General features: G+C 64.7%; 16 protein-coding genes and 1 other annotated feature. All 16 genes read right to left on the bottom strand.

What is annotated here, in order from left to right; all coding sequences use genetic code 11:
- Positions 1–179 precede the first annotated feature (179 nt).
- The 16 genes from rplW to C2L80_RS10510 all read right to left on the bottom strand — a co-directional run bounded on the left by rplW (position 180) and on the right by C2L80_RS10510 (position 17,974).
- The gene (gene rplW / locus C2L80_RS10585; RefSeq protein ID WP_087195041.1) at positions 180–464 is read right to left on the bottom strand and encodes a 50S ribosomal protein L23; all 285 of its coding nucleotides are present in this window, start codon (positions 462–464) and stop codon (positions 180–182) included.
- Complete coding sequence (gene rplD / locus C2L80_RS10580) at positions 464–1,087, bottom strand: 50S ribosomal protein L4 (RefSeq protein WP_087195042.1); 624 nt, start codon at positions 1,085–1,087, stop codon at positions 464–466. Before rplD ends, rplW begins: the two co-directional genes overlap by 1 nt.
- Positions 1,088–1,117: 30 nt before the next feature.
- Positions 1,118–1,738 (bottom strand): 50S ribosomal protein L3, encoded by a 621-nt coding sequence (gene rplC / locus C2L80_RS10575; RefSeq protein WP_087196717.1) that lies wholly within the window; start codon positions 1,736–1,738, stop codon positions 1,118–1,120.
- 16 nt (positions 1,739–1,754) lie between these two features.
- Positions 1,755–2,063: a 30S ribosomal protein S10 gene (gene rpsJ / locus C2L80_RS10570; RefSeq protein WP_009304899.1), complete on the bottom strand. Its 309-nt coding sequence runs from the start codon at positions 2,061–2,063 to the stop codon at positions 1,755–1,757.
- Positions 2,064–2,097: 34 nt separating this feature from the next.
- Positions 2,098–4,215 carry an elongation factor G gene (gene fusA / locus C2L80_RS10565; protein ID WP_092197340.1) on the bottom strand — a complete coding sequence of 706 codons (2,118 nt, stop codon included), beginning with the start codon at positions 4,213–4,215 and terminating at the stop codon, positions 2,098–2,100.
- A gap of 15 nt (positions 4,216–4,230) precedes the next feature.
- A complete protein-coding gene (gene rpsG, locus C2L80_RS10560) occupies positions 4,231–4,701 on the bottom strand; it encodes a 30S ribosomal protein S7 (RefSeq protein WP_087195045.1) in 471 nt (156 codons plus the stop codon).
- A 115-nt stretch (positions 4,702–4,816) separates the two neighbouring features.
- Positions 4,817–5,188, bottom strand: coding sequence for a 30S ribosomal protein S12 (gene rpsL / locus C2L80_RS10555; protein ID WP_087195046.1), 372 nt, complete (start codon positions 5,186–5,188; stop codon positions 4,817–4,819).
- Positions 5,189–5,563: 375 nt separating this feature from the next.
- Complete coding sequence (locus C2L80_RS10550; protein WP_103263182.1) at positions 5,564–6,970, bottom strand: uracil-xanthine permease family protein; 1,407 nt, start codon at positions 6,968–6,970, stop codon at positions 5,564–5,566.
- A 108-nt stretch (positions 6,971–7,078) separates the two neighbouring features.
- Positions 7,079–9,175: a YgiQ family radical SAM protein gene (locus C2L80_RS10545; protein ID WP_103263181.1), complete on the bottom strand. Its 2,097-nt coding sequence runs from the start codon at positions 9,173–9,175 to the stop codon at positions 7,079–7,081.
- A 281-nt stretch (positions 9,176–9,456) separates the two neighbouring features.
- Entirely contained in the window at positions 9,457–9,828 is a 372-nt protein-coding gene (locus C2L80_RS10540) for a transcriptional regulator (RefSeq protein ID WP_092197344.1), read from the bottom strand.
- A 175-nt stretch (positions 9,829–10,003) separates the two neighbouring features.
- On the bottom strand, positions 10,004–10,891 hold the full coding sequence (locus C2L80_RS10535; RefSeq protein WP_092197346.1) for a DUF4013 domain-containing protein: 888 nt from the start codon (positions 10,889–10,891) through the stop codon (positions 10,004–10,006).
- A 192-nt stretch (positions 10,892–11,083) separates the two neighbouring features.
- A complete protein-coding gene (gene rplL, locus C2L80_RS10530; RefSeq protein ID WP_087196726.1) occupies positions 11,084–11,464 on the bottom strand; it encodes a 50S ribosomal protein L7/L12 in 381 nt (126 codons plus the stop codon).
- Positions 11,465–11,550: 86 nt separating this feature from the next.
- The gene (gene rplJ, locus C2L80_RS10525; protein ID WP_092197348.1) at positions 11,551–12,072 is read right to left on the bottom strand and encodes a 50S ribosomal protein L10; all 522 of its coding nucleotides are present in this window, start codon (positions 12,070–12,072) and stop codon (positions 11,551–11,553) included.
- Between the two features lie 59 nt (positions 12,073–12,131).
- Positions 12,132–12,275 (bottom strand) — a sequence feature (ribosomal protein L10 leader region).
- A 175-nt stretch (positions 12,276–12,450) separates the two neighbouring features.
- Entirely contained in the window at positions 12,451–14,463 is a 2,013-nt protein-coding gene (locus C2L80_RS10520) for a Tat pathway signal sequence (RefSeq protein ID WP_103263180.1), read from the bottom strand.
- Between the two features lie 151 nt (positions 14,464–14,614).
- Positions 14,615–17,293: an aconitate hydratase AcnA gene (acnA, locus tag C2L80_RS10515; RefSeq protein ID WP_103263179.1), complete on the bottom strand. Its 2,679-nt coding sequence runs from the start codon at positions 17,291–17,293 to the stop codon at positions 14,615–14,617.
- 72 nt (positions 17,294–17,365) lie between these two features.
- The gene (locus C2L80_RS10510; RefSeq protein ID WP_087196734.1) at positions 17,366–17,974 is read right to left on the bottom strand and encodes a HEAT repeat domain-containing protein; all 609 of its coding nucleotides are present in this window, start codon (positions 17,972–17,974) and stop codon (positions 17,366–17,368) included.
- Between the last annotated feature and the right edge of the window lie 251 nt (positions 17,975–18,225).

Below are 18,225 nucleotides of genomic sequence, written 5' to 3'. Positions count from 1 at the left end.
CTCCCCGCGCGCCGCGCCCGCCCCCGCCGCTCATCGCGCCCAGCGCACCAACGCACGCCCGAAGGCGCACACCCGAAAGCCCGCACAACGACAACGCCACTACTCCATAACGCAAAAAGGGCCCCGGACGGAAAACCGTCCGAGGCCCTTCAAACATTCACGCCGTCGGCGCAAGCACCCTAGCTGGCGAACAGCTCGATCGTGTCGCCTTCCTTGAGGGTGACCATCGCCTTCTTCCACGTGCGGGTCCTGCCCAGCTGGTAACGCACGCGCTTGGGCTTGGACTTCACGTTCAGCGTGTTCACCTTCACCACCGTCACATCGAAGATAGCCTCGATGGCCTGGCGGATCTCGATCTTGTTGGCGTCCTTGGCCACCTCGAAGGTGTAGGTGTTCTTCTCCATCTGATCATAGCTGTGCTCCGTGATGACGGGACGGATGATGATCTCGCGGGGATCCTTCATTATGCGAGCACCTCCTCGATGCGCTTGAGGGCGTCGGCTGTGAACACGAGCGCCTTGTTGTCGATAAGCTCGTAGGTGTTCGCCTCCGTGACCGGCAGGATGTTCACCTTCGGGATGTTGCGGAACGACAGGTAGGTGTTCACGTCGTCGTCGCACACCACCACCGTGGTGCGGCCCTCAAGGCCGAACGCCTTCAGGAACGCCACGGCGTCCTTCGTGCGGGGCTTCTCGAAGGGGAACGTGTCGACCACGTGCAGCTCGCCGTCGGCCAGCTTGGCGGACAGGGCCGAGCGCATGGCCAGCTTGACCTCTTTGTTGTTCACCTTCATCGCGTAGGAGCGCGGATGCGGCCCGAACACGGTGCCGCCGCCCGTCCACTGGGGAGAGCGGATGGAACCCTGGCGGGCGCGGCCGGTGCCCTTCTGGCGCCACGGCTTCTTGCCGCCGCCGCGCACCTGCCCGCGCGTCTTGGTGTCATGCGTGCCCTGACGCCACGAGGCGCGCTGCGCGCGAACCACGTGGTGCATGACGTGCACGTTCGGCTCGATGCCGAACACGGAGGGGGCCAGGTCGGCAGAGCCGGCCTTCTTCCCGCTCACGTCTTTGATATCGATCGTCGTCATGATGTGAAAGCTCCTTTGAGGTTACGTCGGCTACGCCATGCGGACGCGGACGATGCCGTTCTTGCTGCCGGGGATCGCGCCCTTGACGAGGATGAGGTTCTGCTCCTCGTCGATGCGGACGACTTCCAGGTTCCTCACGGTCACCGTGTCGCAGCCCATGTGGCCCGGAAGCTTGAGGCCCTTGAACACGCGGGACGGCGTGGCGCACTGGCCCACCGAACCGGGCGCGCGATGGAAGTGCGCGCCATGGCCGCCCGGACCGCCGCCGAAGCCCCAGCGCTTCATGACGCCGGCGAAGCCCTTGCCCTTCGACGTGCCCTGGACGTCCACCTTCTTCACGTCGGCGAACGCGGCAACCGTCTGCTCGTCGCCCACCTTGTACTCGGAGGCGTCCTCGACGCGCACCTCGCGCAGATAGCGCACCGGCTGGGTGCCCTGCTTGGCGAAATGGCCCGCCATGGGCTTGTTGACCTTCTTCTCCTTGATGGCGCCGAAGCCCAGCTGCACGGCCTCGTAGCCGTCGGTGGCCTTCGTCTTCACCTGGCACACCTTGTTCGGCTCGGCCTGGATGACCGTCACGGGAACGACGCGGTCGTCCTCGTTGAAGATCTGGGTCATGCCGATCTTCTTACCGTAGATTGCGTTGATCATGGTTCGCAATGCCCCCTTACAGCTTGATCTCGATGTCGACGCCGGCAGGGAGATCGAGGCGCATCAGGGAGTCCACCGTGTTCGGCGTGGGCTCCAAGATGTCGATGAGGCGCTTGTGCGTGCGCATCTCGAACTGCTCGCGCGAATCCTTGTCGACGTGCGGGCCCTTGACGACGCAGTACAGGTTGCGCTCCGTCGGCAGCGGAATGGGACCGGACACTTTGGCGCCCGTCTTCTGGGCGGTGTCGACGATAAGCTTCGTGGACTGGTCCACGATCTCATGGTCGTAACCCTTGAGACGGATGCGAATCTTCTGATTAGCCACTTACCTTACCTCCAATAATGCTCGCGCGCACGCCTTAGGCGTTGCCGCCGGCCTTGCTGATAATTTCCTCCGCCACGTTCTTCGGCACAGCCTCGTAGCTATCGAACTGCATCGTGTACGAAGCGCGGCCCTGCGTCGTGGAACGCAGGTCGGTGGCGTAGCCGAACATCTCGGACAGCGGAACCTTCGCCTTGATGGTCTTGGCGTTGCCGCGGTCGCCCATGCCCTGGATCTGGCCGCGACGGCTGGAGAGGTTGCCCATGACGTCGCCCATGTACTCCTCGGGCGTCTCCACCTCGACGGCCATCATCGGCTCGAGGATGACCGAGGAGCCCTTCTTGAGCGCGTCCTTGATGGCCATGGAGCCGGCCACCTTGAACGCCGCCTCGGACGAGTCCACCTCGTGGTACGAGCCGTCGATGAGCTCGACCTTGATGTCGACGACCGGGTAGCCCGCGAGCACGCCGGAGTTCAGCGCCTCCTGGATGCCCTTGTCGATGGGCGTGATGTACTCCTTCGGCACGACGCCGCCCACGATCTTGTTCTCGAACTCGTAGCCCTTGCCCGGCTCCTGCGGATACATGTTGATGATCGCATGACCGTACTGGCCGCGACCGCCGGACTGGCGCACGAACTTGCCCTCGGCGTTCATAACCGGCTTCGTGGCCGTCTCGCGATAGGCGACCTGCGGCTTGCCCACGTTCGCCTCCACCTTGAACTCGCGCAGAAGGCGGTCGACGATGATCTCGAGGTGCAGCTCGCCCATGCCGGCGATGATGGTCTGGCCCGTCTCCTGGTTGGTGGACACGCGGAACGTCGGATCCTCCTCGGCGAGCTTCTGCAGCGCGATGCCCATCTTGTCCTGCTCGGCCTTCGTCTTCGGCTCGACGGCGATGTCGATAACCGGCTCGGCGAACTCCATGGACTCGAGGATGATCGGATGGTCGGCGTCGCACAGCGTGTCGCCGGTGGAGGTGTCCTTCAGGCCCACGACCGCGACGATGTCGCCCGCGGCGCAGCCGTCGATGTCCACGCGCTGGTTCGAGTGCATCTGCAGAAGGCGCCCGATGCGCTCCTTCTTGTCCTTCGAGGCGTTCACCACGTACGAGCCGGACTCGAGCTTGCCCGAGTACACGCGCAGGTAGGTCAGCTTGCCCACGAACGGATCGGTCATGATCTTGAACGCGAGCGCGCTGAACGGCTCCTTGAAGTCGGCGCGGCGCTCGTCTTCCTCGCCCGTGTCGGGGTTCGTGCCCTTGATGGCGGGGATGTCGATCGGCGAGGGCATGTAGTCCACCACGCCGTCAAGCAGCTCCTGCACGCCTTTGTTCTTGTAGGACGAGCCCACGAACACGGGATGAATCTCGCAGGCGATGGTGCCCTTGCGGATGGCGGCCTTCAACTCCTCGACCGTCACCTCCTCCTCCATGAGCACCTTCTCCATGAGCGCGTCGTCACAGTCGGCGGCAGCCTCGAGCAGCTCCTGGCGGTGCAGCTCGGCCTCGTCGGCGAACTCGGCCGGAATGGCGTCCATGGCCTCGGGATACGTCATGCCCTTCTCGTCGGCCTTGAAGTCCCAGGCCGTCATGGTGACGAGGTCGATGACGCCCCAGAAGCCGTCCTCGGCGCCCATGGGCATCTGCACGGCCACGGCCGGCGCGCCCAGGCGGTCCTTCATCGTCTCGATCGCGCGGAAGAAGTCGGCGCCCACACGGTCGTACTTGTTGATGTAGGCGATGCGCGGCACGCCGTAGCGGCTGGCCTGGCGCCACACCGTCTCGGACTGCGGCTGCACGCCGGCGACGGCGTCGAACACCGCGACCGCACCGTCGAGCACGCGCAAGCTGCGCTCGACCTCGGCCGTGAAGTCAACGTGGCCGGGCGTGTCGATGATCTGGAAGCGGTACTCCTTGCCGTCGGCAGCGCCGCCGGGGTACTTCCAGAAGCACGTGGTGGCGGCGGCGGTGATGGTCACGCCGCGCTCCTGCTCCTGCACCATCCAGTCCATCGTCGCGGCACCGTCGTGCACCTCGCCGATCTTGTGGGTCTTGCCCGTGTAGTAGAGGATGCGCTCGGTCGTCGTCGTCTTTCCCGCGTCGATGTGGGCCATGATGCCGATGTTGCGCGTATCCTTCAGGTCGATCTTTGCCATGAGGCGAGTCCTCCTTTAGAAGCGGTAGTGCGAGAACGCACGGTTCGACTCGGCCATCTTGTACAGATCCTCGCGCTTCTTCACCGACGCGCCCGTGTTCTCGGCGGCGTCCATGATCTCGGCAGCGAGGCGCTGCTTCATCGTGTGCTCCTTGCGCTTGCGCGAGAAGTCGACGATCCAGCGGATCGCGAGCGTGGTGGCGCGACGGGAGTTGACCTCCATCGGCACCTGGTAGGTGGCTCCGCCAACGCGCTTCGGCTTGACTTCGAGCGTGGGGCGCACGTTGTCCATGGCCTTCTTGAAGACGGCCAGCGGGTCGCCGCCGGTCTTCTCCTCGATGATGGCGAACGCGCCGTAGACGATGTTCTCGGCCACGGACTTCTTGCCGTCGAGCAGGATCTTGTTGATCAGCTGCGTGACGAGGCGATTGTTGTACTGGGCGTCCGGCTGCACTTCGCGGCGGACTGCTGCTGCACGACGCGGCATGTAATACTCCTTCTTGCTCCTGCGCGCTTCCGGGCGGCTTTCCTCCTGCCCATTAGGCCCCGCCCGCGCCCCCTTTGGGCGATGGCGGCTGCGGCCCGCGCGACTTAACGGTTACTTATTTCGGGCGCTTGGCGCCGTAGCGGCTGCGAGCCTGCTTGCGGTTGTCCACGGCGGCACAGTCGAGCGCAGCGCGGATGACCTTGTAGCGCACACCAGGGAGGTCCCTCACGCGGCCGCCGCGGATGAGCACCATCGAGTGCTCCTGCAGGTTGTGGCCGATGCCCGGAATGTAGGCGGTCACCTCCATGCCGTTGACGAGACGCACGCGGCACACCTTGCGCAAAGCCGAGTTCGGCTTCTTCGGCGTGGTCGTGTACACGCGGGTGCACACGCCGCGCTTCTGCGGGTTGCCCTTGAGCGCGGGGGTCTTCTTCTTCTTGACCGACTCCTTGCGACCCTTGCGGATCAGCTGGTTAACGGTAGCCAAAGTTTCTCTCCTTCTACCTCTTGCGTGTTCGGCGTTTTCGTGTGCGCTCAGCTGATGCGCACGCAAAAACAAGCATCCTCAAAGGACGCGAACGAGAACTCTACCATCCGCACTTGGCGTTGTCAAACGCCACGCATCCGGGCGTATCTATCCCTCTTGACAAACGTTTTCGCAGGTGGAAAAGCATGCGGAAGAGTGTCGCTCCCCCTGTCGCTTGCGCAATTCGAAAAATATCTCCCGAACCAAACGAGACATTGCGCTCGCGCCCCGTCCCCTCCCCGCCAAACTGAGGTTCGAGGGGAGGGGGCGCGTCGCTCAGCGGATTCGAGGCAGCCCGTCTGAACGCGGTCCGAGTCCGCAGTTCGGACCGCGCGCCTATCCGCGCGCGGCCATCTCCTCAACGTCCTCCAAATTCCCTTCGAGCGGCAGCGGCCCTTCGGCATCACTGCCTCCAGCCTCGCCGAACACGTACTCGTGCCCCGGCAGCGCGATGTTGAGCGCGATGCCCGCGATCGACCCCACGGCCAACCCCGACAGCGAAACGGAAATTCCTCCCACCACGATCACGATGGCCCCGGCGGCACTGTACGCAATACCCAGCGACAGCACCAAAACCAACGCCGCGATCAGCACGTTGCGGCTCTTTGTGAAGTCCACGCGGTTCTCCACGAGGTTGCGGATGCCCACCGCCGAGATCATCCCGTACAGCACAAGCGACACCCCGCCGATCACGCACGACGGCATGGCGGCGATGACAGCCGCGAACTTCGGGCAGAACGACAAGGCGATGGCGAACAGCGCCGCTATGCGCACGACGCGCGGGTCGAACACGCGGGTCAGCGCCAGCACGCCCGTGTTTTCGCCGTACGTCGTGTTGGCCGGCGCACCGAACAGCGCCGCAAGGATGGTGGCCAAACCGTCGCCCAACAGCGTGCGGTGCAGACCCGGCTCGGAAATGTAGTTGCGGTTGCAGGTGGAGCTGATGGCCGACACGTTGCCGATGTGCTCGATCATCGTGGCGAACGCGAGCGGCACGATGGTGATGACGGCCGTGATGGCCAACCCTGCGTCGAAGTTCGGCCCGAACACGGAAAGCGCCGTGTCATTCCACGCCACCGGCAGGCCGATCCATGCCGCCTCGGCCACTCCGCTGAAGTCCACCTCTCCCACAGCCGCCGCCACCGCATACGATCCCACCACGCCCAACAGAATGGGGACGATCTTCACCATGCCCTTGCCCCAGATGTTGGCCGCCACAATGATGACGACGGCAACGAGCGCGACAAGCCAGTTCGTCGAGGCGTTCTCGATGGCCGAACTCGCCAAGATAAGGCCGATGGAGATTACGATAGGCCCCGTAACCACCGGCGGGAAGAAGCGCATGACGCGCGTTGGGCCGAACACGCGGAACAGCGCCGCCAACACGAGGTACAAAAGCCCCGCGCACGCCACGCCCAGACAGGCGTACGGCAGAAGGTCGGCCTCGCCGTTCGGCGCGATGGCCGCATAGCCCGCGATGAACGCGAACGACGATCCCAGAAACGCCGGCACTTTGCCTTTGGACGCGAAATGGAACAAGAGCGTGCCCAGGCCGGCGAACAGAAGCGTCGCCGACACGGACAGCCCGGTCAGCGTCGGCACCAAGATGGTGGCGCCGAACATCGCGAACATATGCTGGAGGCCGAACACCGCCATCTTGGGCGCTCCAAGCGTGCGGGCGTCGTAGATGGCGTCGGGGCTGTCCTCAACCCCCATGGTGGGCACGGATTTCGTCTCGCCCATGCGAAGCATCACCTTCTCTGTCGAGTTTCATCACGGCACGGCCGCCCTACCTCGAAACACCCGAGACGACCTTTCCCATTGTGCCACAAAGCACGTCCTCACGCGGCCTCAATCCCGACGACGGCCTCTGGCTCTTCCCGAGCGACCGCCCGCAGCCCCCGACGCAGCCGACGGATTCGCATGCCGTCCACCGTTCCGGACATCTCCGGCACGCCGGTTTTTGCCCGCCGCCAGCGCGCCCGAACGGCCCTTCGCGCTCCGCGCCGCATCGGCAGCCCCCTTCGCCGACTGCGCAGCCCGACAAGAAGCCGCACCCTTGCCGCCGCCCTTCTTCGCTGATCGCGCGCCGCCCTTCGCGTCCGTGCCTTTGCGGCTCCCCTTTGCCCGACCGTTGCCGTGCCCGCCCTCAGGCCGCACAAGGCACTTCGGACCGAACCCCACAAGGTCCATGCGTCCCGCTTTCCGCAGCGCCTCCAAAACCAGCTCGCGGTTTTTCGGGTCGCGGTACTGGATGAGCGCGCGCTGAAGCGCCTTCTCGTGCGGACTTCTCGGCACGTGCACCGGCTCCATCGTGCGCGGATCCACGCCCGTGCAGTACATGGCCGTGGACATGCTGCCTGGCGTAGGATAGAAATCCTGCACCTGCTCGGGCATATAGCCGAGGTCGCGGCAGTATTCGGCCAATTCGACGGCCTCGTCAAGCGTCGAGCCCGGATGCGACGACATCAGGTACGGCACAAGGTACTGCCTCTTGCCCAGCCGCTCGTTCTCGCGCGCGTACCGCTCGCAGAAACGCTCGTACACGCGGCGCTGCGGCTTGCCCATCACGGCCAGCACCGCGTCGGACACGTGCTCGGGCGCAACCTTCAGCTGGCCGCTCACATGGTGCTCCACCAGCTCGCGCAAAAACTCGTCGCCGTGGGCGCGGTCGGCCAGCACATAATCGAAGCGGACGCCCGAGCGCACGAACACCTTCTTCACGCCCGGAAGGTTCCGCAAGCGGCGCAGAAGGGCCAGGTAGTCGCTATGGTCGGCCACGAGGCGCGCGCACGGCTCGGGCGCGAGGCAGCGCTTGTTGCGGCACGCGCCATGCTCCATCTGCTTGGGGCACGCGGGTGCGCGGAAGTTCGCCGTCGGGCCTCCCACGTCGTGAAGGTAGCCTTTGAAATCTGGGTCGGCGATCAAGGCCCGCGCCTCCTCCACGATCGAATCGTGGCTGCGCGTCTGCACGATGCGCCCCTGATGGAACGTGAGCGCGCAAAACGAGCACTCGCCGAAGCAGCCCCGATTGCTCGTCAGGCTGAACTTGACCTCCTTGAGGGCCGGCACGCCACCTGCGACCTCGTAGCGCGGATGGTACGCCCGCGTATACGGCAGCCGGTACACCGCGTCCATCTCGGCTTGCGAAAGCGGCGCGGCGGGCGGGTTCTGCACGACGAACTCGTGGTCGGAGTACGGCTCCACGAGGCGCTTGCCCGTGAAAGGATCGCTGTTGGCGTACTGCACGGCGAAGCTGCGCGCATAGGCGAGCTTGTCGGCCGACAGCTCGTCGAACGAAGGCAGCATCACCGCGTCGTAGACGTGCTCGAGCGAGCGCGTCCGGTACACGGTGCCGTCGATGAACGTGAGGTCCGCGATGGACAGCCCCGCGTTCAACGCGTCGGCGATCTCCACGATGGAGCGCTCGCCCATGCCGAAGCTCACGAGATCGGCGCCGGAATCCAGCAGGATGGAGCGCTTGATCTTGTCGGACCAATAGTCGTAATGAGCAAGTCGACGCAAGCTCGCCTCGATGCCGCCCAACACAATGGGCGCTTGCTTGAAGGTGCGGCGGATGAGGTTGGCATACACCACGGCTGCGTGGTTCGGCCGCAGCGCCGCCTTACCGCCCGGCGAGTACGCATCGGCGCGGCGGCGCTTCTTCGCCACCGTGTAGTGGTTCACCATCGAGTCCATGTTGCCGGCCGAGACGAGGAACGCCAGACGCGGCTCGCCGAACTCCGCAACCGACGCCGGATCGTTCCAGTCGGGCTGCGCGATCACGCCCACGCGGTAGCCGTGCGCCTCTAAAAGCCGCGTGATAATGGCAGTTCCGAACGAGGGATGGTCGACGTACGCGTCGCCCGACACGTACGCAAAATCCACCCGATCCCAACCGCGCTCCTCCATCTCCCGACGCGTCGTCGGCAGAAACCCCTGCGCCACGGATGCCGTCCTTCCCTCGTCTGCGTTCGACCATGTCCCACCACGATACGGCATCGCGCGCCCGTCCGCGCGAGCGGCGCGCCGTCCGAACGAAAACCCCACCGCGCGCCCACGCCCACAGGTCGGCCGCCCCTCCGCTCGAGCGCTTTTCCCAGCGCGTCCGCGAGCCTACGGGCGCACCGCCTCGCTTCTGACGAGCATAATGCAACGGATGCGACACACCCTCCCGCACGTTCTCGTCCGCAGACTCCAGGCCCATGAGAAGGACGCAACGCCCCCGCCTACAAAGCAGCCACTTCGCGACGAAGCGCCGCAACATCCGCTCCCGGTTTCAGCAAAGCCCGATATATCCCCTCGGCCTCATCGCGCAGCGCGATTTCGCGCGGGCTGCTCAAAGCGAAGTACGACGCCTTCAGGTACAGCCCCAGCTCCTCGGCGCTCTCAAGCTTCGAAGGGTCGACCCCCGCGCCAGCCTCCGCGTCGCCAAGATCGCGCATGAGCTCATTCAGTAGGCCGGCGAGGACGCGATGCATGCGCTCGTAGCTGGCTCGCCTCTCGCGAAACGCGGTGTAACGAGGCAGGAAAAGCGCCGTACAGACGGCCAGCACTTCCGCACATGCCGTGAACCACTCCGGCAGCGTCCCAAGCTCCATCGCGACTCCCTTCATCCCGAACCAAACCGCGTCCTGCACGACGAACCGCCGAGCAAGCGCGCTCGGCGGTTTGAAAACACCTCATCAGTCGAGCCGACCTAATCCCGAAATGGCCCTCCGACGACATAGCCCGTCGGCAACATCGCAAGTGCGAGCGGCCCTCAAACGGCCCGCGTCACCCGCGATTTGACGGCGGGGTCTGCGCCGGACAAGGACCTCCCGTCATCTCGAACGGCATCGGATCATCCTGCCCATGCCATGACGGCACATCGAACTGGCGCGTCCAATACCCCAAGGCGCGAGCGATCAGAGCCATCGAGAACGCCCCTGCCGCCGTCGAGAGCGCAGCGCACGCCACAACGAGGATCATCACGAGTGCAACCAAACCCGGAACCGTCGCCATAAGCACGAAGGGATTGTTCGTGCTCACCACAGGCGTTCCGATAACCACGCCCGCAAGGGCTCCTGCGAGCGTGATTGCAAGCGTCGCAGCCCACACGACAACGCCCGTCGCCACCATCAGAAAAACCGCCATTCCCAAGATGCGCAGAAGCCCACCGAAATCGCGCCGCATCATGGCCCAGATCCGCCCGAACTGAAAACCGGGAGCCAAGCGCCCGTAGATGCTCATGCGCATCGTGCCCACCCAGGAAAAGAGCAGCGACAGCACCACAGCCGCCGCGAACAGTAGCCACAGCATCATCATCGCCGGACCGAACGCCACCGCGAATCCACCGCGAGCGGACCAGAACGCGCCAAGCCCGGTCAGCACGCCCCACACCATCCCAAGCGCCCAAGGCATGAGCGAGCACACGAAAACGATCACGAACGCGAAGAACCCGCGCCGATACAGCGCGCCGTCTTCGTTTCCGAAAATGCGCGGGGGAAGCGGAGCGTGAACGCCCCAGGAGATGTCGCGCGCCCATCCGAACAAATACCCGTATGCGACGATCTGCCCGAACACCGGAACCAAACCGACAAGCCCAAGAATGGCCACCTTGCCGAGCCACCCTGGCGAATTCTTGACATCGCGCCAAGCCGCGCTGAAATACCCTGTTTGCATGGCGACCTTCTTTTCCTCGGTTCCTGTTCGTCCACTATAAGCGCGTCCGCACGCGCTCCGACGTTCCGTTGCCGTTCTGTCAGCTATTCGTCAGCCCCTCGAGCATCGCCGCCCTCGCTTGCGGTCGGCACAGAAAAGGAGGCCCCGCAGGGCCCCCTTTCCAACATGATCGTCTCTCGCGAAGAAAGACGGTTACTTGAGGGTGACGGCGGCGCCGGCCTCTTCCAGCTTCGCCTTGATCTCCTCGGCCTTGTCCTTGGCAACGCCCTCCTGGATGGCCTTCGGCGCACCCTCGACGGCCTCCTTGGCCTCCTTCAGGCCCAAGCCCGTGATCTCGCGGACCACCTTGATGACGGCGATCTTGTTGTCGCCGAAGCCCTCGAGCACCACGTCGAACTCGGACTTCTCCTCAGCAGCGGCGGCACCGTCGCCAGCAGCCGGAGCGGCGGCCACGGCCACCGGGGCGGCGGCGGACACGCCAAACGTCTCCTCGATGTCCTTCACCAGCTCGGAAGCCTCGAGCAGCGACATCTCCTTCAGAGCCTCGATGATCTCTTCACGCGTAACAGCCATGTTCGTTTCCTTTCAAAGCGGCTGGGACTTCCCAGCCATGTTGTCTCATCTGTCAGGCGGCGCACCTTACGCCGCCCATGCTGCGCTTAGGCAGCTTCCTTCTGGTCGGCCACGGCTTTCGTAACCTGAGCCAAACCGCGCGGCACGCCGTTGAGCGCAACGGCCAGACCGCGAGCAACGCCGGAGATGGCGCCGGCAATCTGAGCCAGCAGCTCCTCGCGGGACGGCAGGGAAGCGATGGCCTCCACCTCGGCGGCAGAAACCTCTGCGCCCTCCATCAGACCGCCCTTGATCTGCAAGTTGTCGTTGTCCTTGGCGAAGTTCTTCACAACCTTCGCAGCGGCAGCCACATCGGAGCCAGCGAACACGAACGCGCTCGGCCCCTCCAACATGCTGTCGAGCGTCGGCAGCCCCAGCTCCTTGAGAGCAATGTGCATGAGCGTGTTCTTGTACACCTTCATGCTGCCCTGAGCCTCGCGGATGTTGGCGCGCAGCGCCTGAACTTCCTTCACCGTCAGGCCGCGGTAATCCACGACCCACATGGCAGAAATGCCATCGAGATCTTCCTTGATCTTGACCAGCGTTTCTTGGTTCTTCACATTGGGCATGCGGTACACCTCCTTCTTCTCAAACTCGGGTTCCGCCCCTCGCGGGTGGGATCGTCGCCTGAGAAAAGGAACAACCCTCGCCGTCCGCAAAGACAGCGAGGGTCGCCAAAGCGCGAAACTTTGCAACCACCTCGGCGGGCCGCGATCCTTCGCGATTAAACCTCATCGGTACCTGCTGTCTTGGGCAGCGGAACAATCCTGCATAACGCCGCTTTTGAAAAGCAGCCCCTCTATTTTAGCCCCGCTTCGCCGCTTGTCAAGCACCCCGTCTCGAAAAGGCACTTCACCTTCGAAAAGCAGGAGAAACGGGAGGGTCCACGTACGTTCGCGGTGTTCGCACATAAAAACGGGGAGAGGCCGCCCTCTCCCCGCAAAACCTTACGCCGCGTCTCCTTGAGCATCGCCAGACGCCTCGGCTTCGACAGCCACCGCGCCCGCCGCCCCTTCGCCGTCCGGCACTGCCGCCTGCTCGCCATTCGCATCCGCAGCACCCGGCGACCCTTCGGCACCGGAAGCGCCCTGCGCATCGCCGCCGAGTATCTCCTCCACCGGATTCGTCGGATCGGCCTCCACGTACGTGAACGAGATGGTGTCGCCCTCTTTGTACCCCACGATTTCGATGAGACCCGGCAACGCGAAGTCGTAAATGCCCTCGTCCTCGTCTAGCGTCACATAGAAGTGGGAGTTGCCTTCCACCACCGCTTGAGCGATGTTTCTGATCGTGCCCACCTTCTCAAGCACGCCCACGTTGGCCGCATCCCCGCTTTCGGCCACCACGCCATTGGTGGCAAGCAGCGCCTGATAGGCTTTCTGGCAGTCTGCCACCGTGTCGCCCACAGCCACGTTCTGGTAGCGCTGGATGTCGATCATCGCGAACTGCTTCACCAAGCCCGCGTCGTCCTTCAGCGCCATGAAGTACGTCGGCTGCCCCGACACGTTGATGAGCAGCGGGAAGGTGGCCTGGTAGCGCAGGTTCTGCACCTGGCCCTCGGCAGACTGCATGGCCGATTCCTCGGTGGCGCCCGCCACCGAATAGAAGTGCGACTCGGCTGTGCGCTGGTTGATGAGCACGAAGCCCACGATGGACTTGTCAGCCGTCGCCGAGGTCACGCCCGTGTACACCCACACGTCGTCGTCCTTGGCGATGTAGTTGTAGCCCTGGTTGCCGTCGGTGCCCGGCGTGGTCTGCACCACGCCCTGCTGGCCCAAGAACGAGTTCAGCCAGCCGTCCTTGTACTTGCCCGACCAGTTATACTGCTCAAGCAGAAGGTCGGTGGGATAGGCATGGTCCACCCACTGCGGCACGTCCTCGATGGCAAGGTCCTGGCACTCGCCCGTGGTGGCGTCCACCATGACCACGCGCTCGATGGTGGTGCCGCCGAACAGGCCGATCGTGCGGGTCTGCACCGGGCAGATCCACCACGGATGGCCGTCATCGTCGATCTCGAACGACTTCTGATCGAACATGTAGAAGGGGTACTTCAGCTGCACATGCCGGTCGATGTTGCGCGCGAGCGGCTCGGACTCCGAATAGTAGATGGGGTTGTCGTCGAGGCGCACGATCTCCGCGTCCTGCGTCGTCATGTTCACCAGCGAATACGCCGGGATGCCGCCCTCGCGGTTCGTGAACCACTTGAACAGGTCGGCGTAGCCCAAGGGGCTCACGCGCACCGGTTCCTGCTGGTAGTTGATCTGGCTGTACAGCGGAGATATCTCGAATTGGCTCACGTACTCGGGGATGGAGCCCATCTCGCGGTTGCCCAGCAGGATGGCCGAATCGCGGTCGATGACCGGGATCTCCGAGTAGTTCACCTCCTGGATGTCGGTGGCGAAATCGTCGGTGGACGTCTGCAGCACGTTGGCGTACTTTTCGGCGTTGCCGGGGAAGATCGACAGCGACGCGACAGCGCCGACGACTCCCACCAGCGCCACGAGCACCGGCACGTACGACGCGATCTTGAACGCCTTGGACTTGCCCGGGCTCGGATCAACCTTGCTCGTACCCGTCTCGTAGGCGCGCGATTTGCCCCAGAACACCAAAAACAGCGGCAGTAGAATGAACACGGCCACGAACATCCACGTGTCCGTGCTGTGGATGTTGATGGGCGGATGGAACCACCAATACGCCGCCAAGCCGATGATGACGATGACAATGGCGGCTATGATGAGGGCCTTCTTGCCCCATGCCGCCATGCGGTCCGCAAAAGGAACCTCCACGTTCACGTGCGGAGGGCGCGACCCCCCGTCTCCGTCGCCTCCGCGAGCTCCGCGACCTCCACCAAACGGCGAGCCGCCGCCCGTCCCTCCTTGGCCGCCAAAGCCTCCCTCGACGTTCATGCCCGATTGCTTGAGCGCCTCCAAAAGCGCATCGAGCCCGGATGTCTGTTTCACGGCATCCCTTTCCCCGAATCTCGTATACTGAAAGCATCCACTATACACCAAAGCGCCCGACCGCTCATCGCAGTCGGGCGCTCTCGTTACCTTGTCTTTACAATTGCGCGGGCGCACGCCGCATGATCGCGCCCCGGCGAGATCGAAGACATCACAGAAGCTGCCGCAGCACGAACGGCAGAATGCCGCCGTTTGCATAGTAGCGGCCCTCTGTCGGCGTGTCCACGCGCACCGTCGCCTCGAACGCCACCGTCGTGCCGTCGGCGCGCTCAGCCGTTACGCCCACCACGCGCGGCTCGGGAAGGCCAGCCGAGAAGTCGATGGGCGCCACCGTGTAGCGCTCCGTCCCGTCAAGGCCGAGCGTCTCGGCGCTCTCGCCCTCCTGGAACTGCAGCGGCAGGATGCCCATGCCGATGAGGTTGCTGCGGTGGATGCGCTCGAAGCTCTCCGCGAACGCCGCGCGCACGCCCAGAAGCGCCGGCCCCTTCGCCGCCCAGTCGCGCGAGGAGCCGCTGCCGTACATCTTGCCGGCCACCACCACCAAGGACGCGCCCGCGGCCTCGTAGCCCATGGCCGCGTCGAACAGCGGCCGCACCTCGCCAGTGAGGAAATCGCGCGTCCAGCCGCCCTTCCTCCCATCAGCCAGCACATTCTGCAGCTTCACGTTGGCGAACGTGCCGCGCATCATCACCTCGTGGTTGCCGCGGCGCGCGCCGTAGGTGTTGAAGTCGGCCGGAGCCACGCCGCGCTCCTCAAGGTAGCGCGCCGCCGGCGAATCGGGCGCGATGGAGCCCGCCGGCGAGATGTGGTCGGTCGTGATGAAGTCCCCGAGGCGCGCCAGCGCGTAAGCGCTTTCCACGGGTGCGGGCGCCGACAGCTCGCGGGTCATGCCGTCGAAGTACGGCGCGCGCCTCACGTAGGTGGACGCCTCGTCCCAAGCGAACGTGTCGGTGGGCTCGCTGCCCAGCTCTTGCCACGCCGCATCGCCGTCGTACAGGCCGCGCGTGCCGTCTGCGTACAACGATTCGTTCACGCACGACGCCATGAGCGCGTCGATCTCCGCATCGGTCGGCCAGATGTCGGCCAGATGCACCGGCGTGCCGTCTGCGCGCGTGCCGAGCGCGTCGTGCAACAGATCCACGTCCATCGTGCCCGCCAACGCGTAGGCGATCACGAGCGCGGGCGCAGCCAGGTAGTTCTGCGACACGTCGGGCGAGATGCGCCCTTCGAAGTTGCGGTTGCCCGACAGCACGCTAGCCAGCTCGATCTCGTCCGCCACGTCATGCAGCGCCCCCGCCACGGGTCCCGAATTGCCGATGCAGCTCATGCACCCGAAACCGCACGTGTGAAAGCCCAGGGAGCGCAAACCCTCCATGAGCCCCGCCCGCTCCAGCAAAAGCTCGGTGGCCTTGCTGCCCGGCGCGAGGATGGTCTTCACCCACGGCTTGGGGGAAAGCCCCGCTGCGGCGGCTTTCTGCGCCACGAGGCCGCACGCCAGCATCATGCGCGGATCGGTGGCCGTCGTGCAGCTCGTCACCGCCGCGATAGCGATCGCACCATGGCCGATCTCGCGCGCCTCGCCGCCGACCTCCACCGACACGCGCTTGTCTCCGTCAAGCCCGCGCTCGGCGCACACCGCAAGGAAGCGATCGCGCGCGCCCGAAAGCGGAATGCGGTCGTGCGGGCGCGACGGGCCGGCAAGCGAGCGCTCCACCGAACCCAAGTCGAGCTCGATCACCTCCGCATAGGTGCGTTCGGGCGCTTCGGGGTCGTTCCAGAAACCCTGCGCCTTCGCATACGCCTCCGCAAGCGCCACCTGCTCGGCGGTGCGCCCCGTCAGGCGCAGATACGCCAGCGTCTGCTCGTCCACCGGGAACAGCGTGCAGGTGCTGCCGTATTCCGGCGTCATGTTCGCGATGCACGCGCGCTGCGTGGCGCTTAAGGAAGCGAGCCCCGGCCCGAAGCATTCCACGAACGAACCCACCACGCCCTTCGCGCGCAGCGTCTGCGCGAACGTCAGCGCCACGTCCATAGCGCACACGCCGTCGGCAAGCGCGCCCACAAGACGCACGCCCACGACGCGAGGCACGAGGGTCGTGATGGGCTGGCCGAGCGCCGCGGCCTCGGCCTCGATGCCGCCCACGCCCCAGCCCAGCACGCCGATGCCGTTCGCCGTGGGCGTGTGGCTGTCCGTGCCCACGAGCGTGTCGAAGTAGGCGACGGGCGGCTCGCCCTCCGCACGCTCGATCCCCGCAGCGTCAGAAGTCATCGCGACGTGAGCGAACTGCTCGATGTTCAGCTGATGGCAGATGCCCGCTCCCGGCGGGACGATGCGCACGTTGTCGAAGCTCTGCTGCGCCCACTTCAAGAACTCGTAGCGCTCGCGATTGCGCGAGAACTCAAGCTCCATGTTGCGCGCAAGCGCCCCGGCGCACCCCGCTTCGTCGGCGATCACCGAATGGTCAATCACGAGATCGCACGGAATCTGCGGGTTGATCTTCGTCGGATCGCCCCCCAGCTTTGCGCACGCCTCGCGCATGACCGCGAAGTCCACGAACACCGGAACGCCCGTGAAATCCTGGAACAACACGCGAGCGGGTGAGAACTCGATCTCGCTACCCACCTCACCCGCACGTCCGGCGGCCACGACCCGCGCGGCCAACTCCTCGGCAGCATCGTCGCTTTCGGCATTGCGCAGCACGTTTTCCAACAGCACGGTTAGCGCATAGGGCAGCGTCTCCGAGCCAGCAACAGTCGACACGGGATAATACCGATACTTCTTCCCCTGCACGTCCAGCAGGGCGGCGAAACGATTCGTCTTGTTCGTCATCGCATTCCCCTCATTCTCGTCTCCAAGCACCTACCAACCAAGCGTCCCGCATTCGCAAGGCGCACGTTCGCATCAACTCTCATTTACGTTGTCGAGAATTTGCCGAGCGCGCCGTTTGAGCGCTCCCCGGCCATTCGAGGCGTCGAACGCCATGCGGGCAGCAAGCTCCTTCTTCACCTGAAGGGACAAGTTCCCGATAGAAAAGTCCGTTACCGCGGAGAGCATGTCGGAAAACTCGAGATCGCCATGATAGCACTGAATGGCCTCATCGATGAGCGGCCACACCCGCTCAGATCGGGCCTCCGTCGTCGAACCCAGCTTGCAGAGAAACCGCAATGCCGCCAAGCGGAGCGGCCCGCTCCCCTCGTCGAACAGCGCGGTTTCCGCACCCGGTATCGCCTTGTCACACGCACGAGAATCGTAATCGACGAGCAAAGTGAGGATATCGAGGCATTCCCATCGCGTCTGCGCTTCGGGACGGTTGAGCGCATCCACCAGAGCCCCGGCGTGCGACGTCATGAGATCGGGATGATCTTTCGAGAAAAAGGCAAGGGCAGCGGCAGCATTCTGGCGATCGCGCCGTGACGGCCCCGAAAGGGCATCGATCAACTGTTTGAACTTACGTTCATTGCCGAAAGCCTCTTCGGCAATGCTCTTTGCACCTTGCGTCTTCTCACTCACCAGATCGCGCCTCCGTTCTCAGGAATACCTCTAACTGAAGAAGGAGCGAAACCGCTCCTTATCCAGTATACCTTTCCAAAGGCGCTCTTTCGGAGGAGGTGCAGAATCCACACGGGGCCCCGAGCCCCCCGCGCGAAAAAGGCGCTCGCCCCCGGCCGTCCCCCGGCCGGGGGCGAGCGCCCCTCGGAGCAGAAAAGCGCCCTCCGCGAGCGCGACGCCCTGTCCTCCCGCGGGCTGCCCCGCAGTACTTT

This window comes from Rubneribacter badeniensis (assembly GCF_002899695.1).
GTDB lineage: Bacteria > Actinomycetota > Coriobacteriia > Coriobacteriales > Eggerthellaceae > Rubneribacter > Rubneribacter badeniensis.
The sequence above is the reverse complement of the archived record's forward strand: the minus strand, read 5'-3'. Positions and strand labels throughout refer to the sequence as shown.

Excerpts from the sequence above, each read along its gene's own strand:
- fusA (WP_092197340.1), bottom strand. The coding sequence starts at position 4,215 with ATGGCAAAGATCGACCTGAAGGATACGCGCAACATCGGCATCATGGCC.
- rplL (WP_087196726.1), bottom strand. The coding sequence starts at position 11,464 with ATGGCTGTTACGCGTGAAGAGATCATCGAGGCTCTGAAGGAGATGTCG.
- rplC (WP_087196717.1), bottom strand. The coding sequence starts at position 1,738 with ATGATCAACGCAATCTACGGTAAGAAGATCGGCATGACCCAGATCTTC.
- rplJ (WP_092197348.1), bottom strand. The coding sequence starts at position 12,072 with ATGCCCAATGTGAAGAACCAAGAAACGCTGGTCAAGATCAAGGAAGAT.
- C2L80_RS10535 (WP_092197346.1), bottom strand. The coding sequence starts at position 10,891 with ATGCAAACAGGGTATTTCAGCGCGGCTTGGCGCGATGTCAAGAATTCG.
- rplD (WP_087195042.1), bottom strand. The coding sequence starts at position 1,087 with ATGACGACGATCGATATCAAAGACGTGAGCGGGAAGAAGGCCGGCTCT.
- rplW (WP_087195041.1), bottom strand. The coding sequence starts at position 464 with ATGAAGGATCCCCGCGAGATCATCATCCGTCCCGTCATCACGGAGCAC.
- rpsG (WP_087195045.1), bottom strand. The coding sequence starts at position 4,701 with ATGCCGCGTCGTGCAGCAGCAGTCCGCCGCGAAGTGCAGCCGGACGCC.
- C2L80_RS10550 (WP_103263182.1), bottom strand. The coding sequence starts at position 6,970 with ATGGGCGAGACGAAATCCGTGCCCACCATGGGGGTTGAGGACAGCCCC.
- acnA (WP_103263179.1), bottom strand. The coding sequence starts at position 17,293 with ATGACGAACAAGACGAATCGTTTCGCCGCCCTGCTGGACGTGCAGGGG.
- C2L80_RS10540 (WP_092197344.1), bottom strand. The coding sequence starts at position 9,828 with ATGGAGCTTGGGACGCTGCCGGAGTGGTTCACGGCATGTGCGGAAGTG.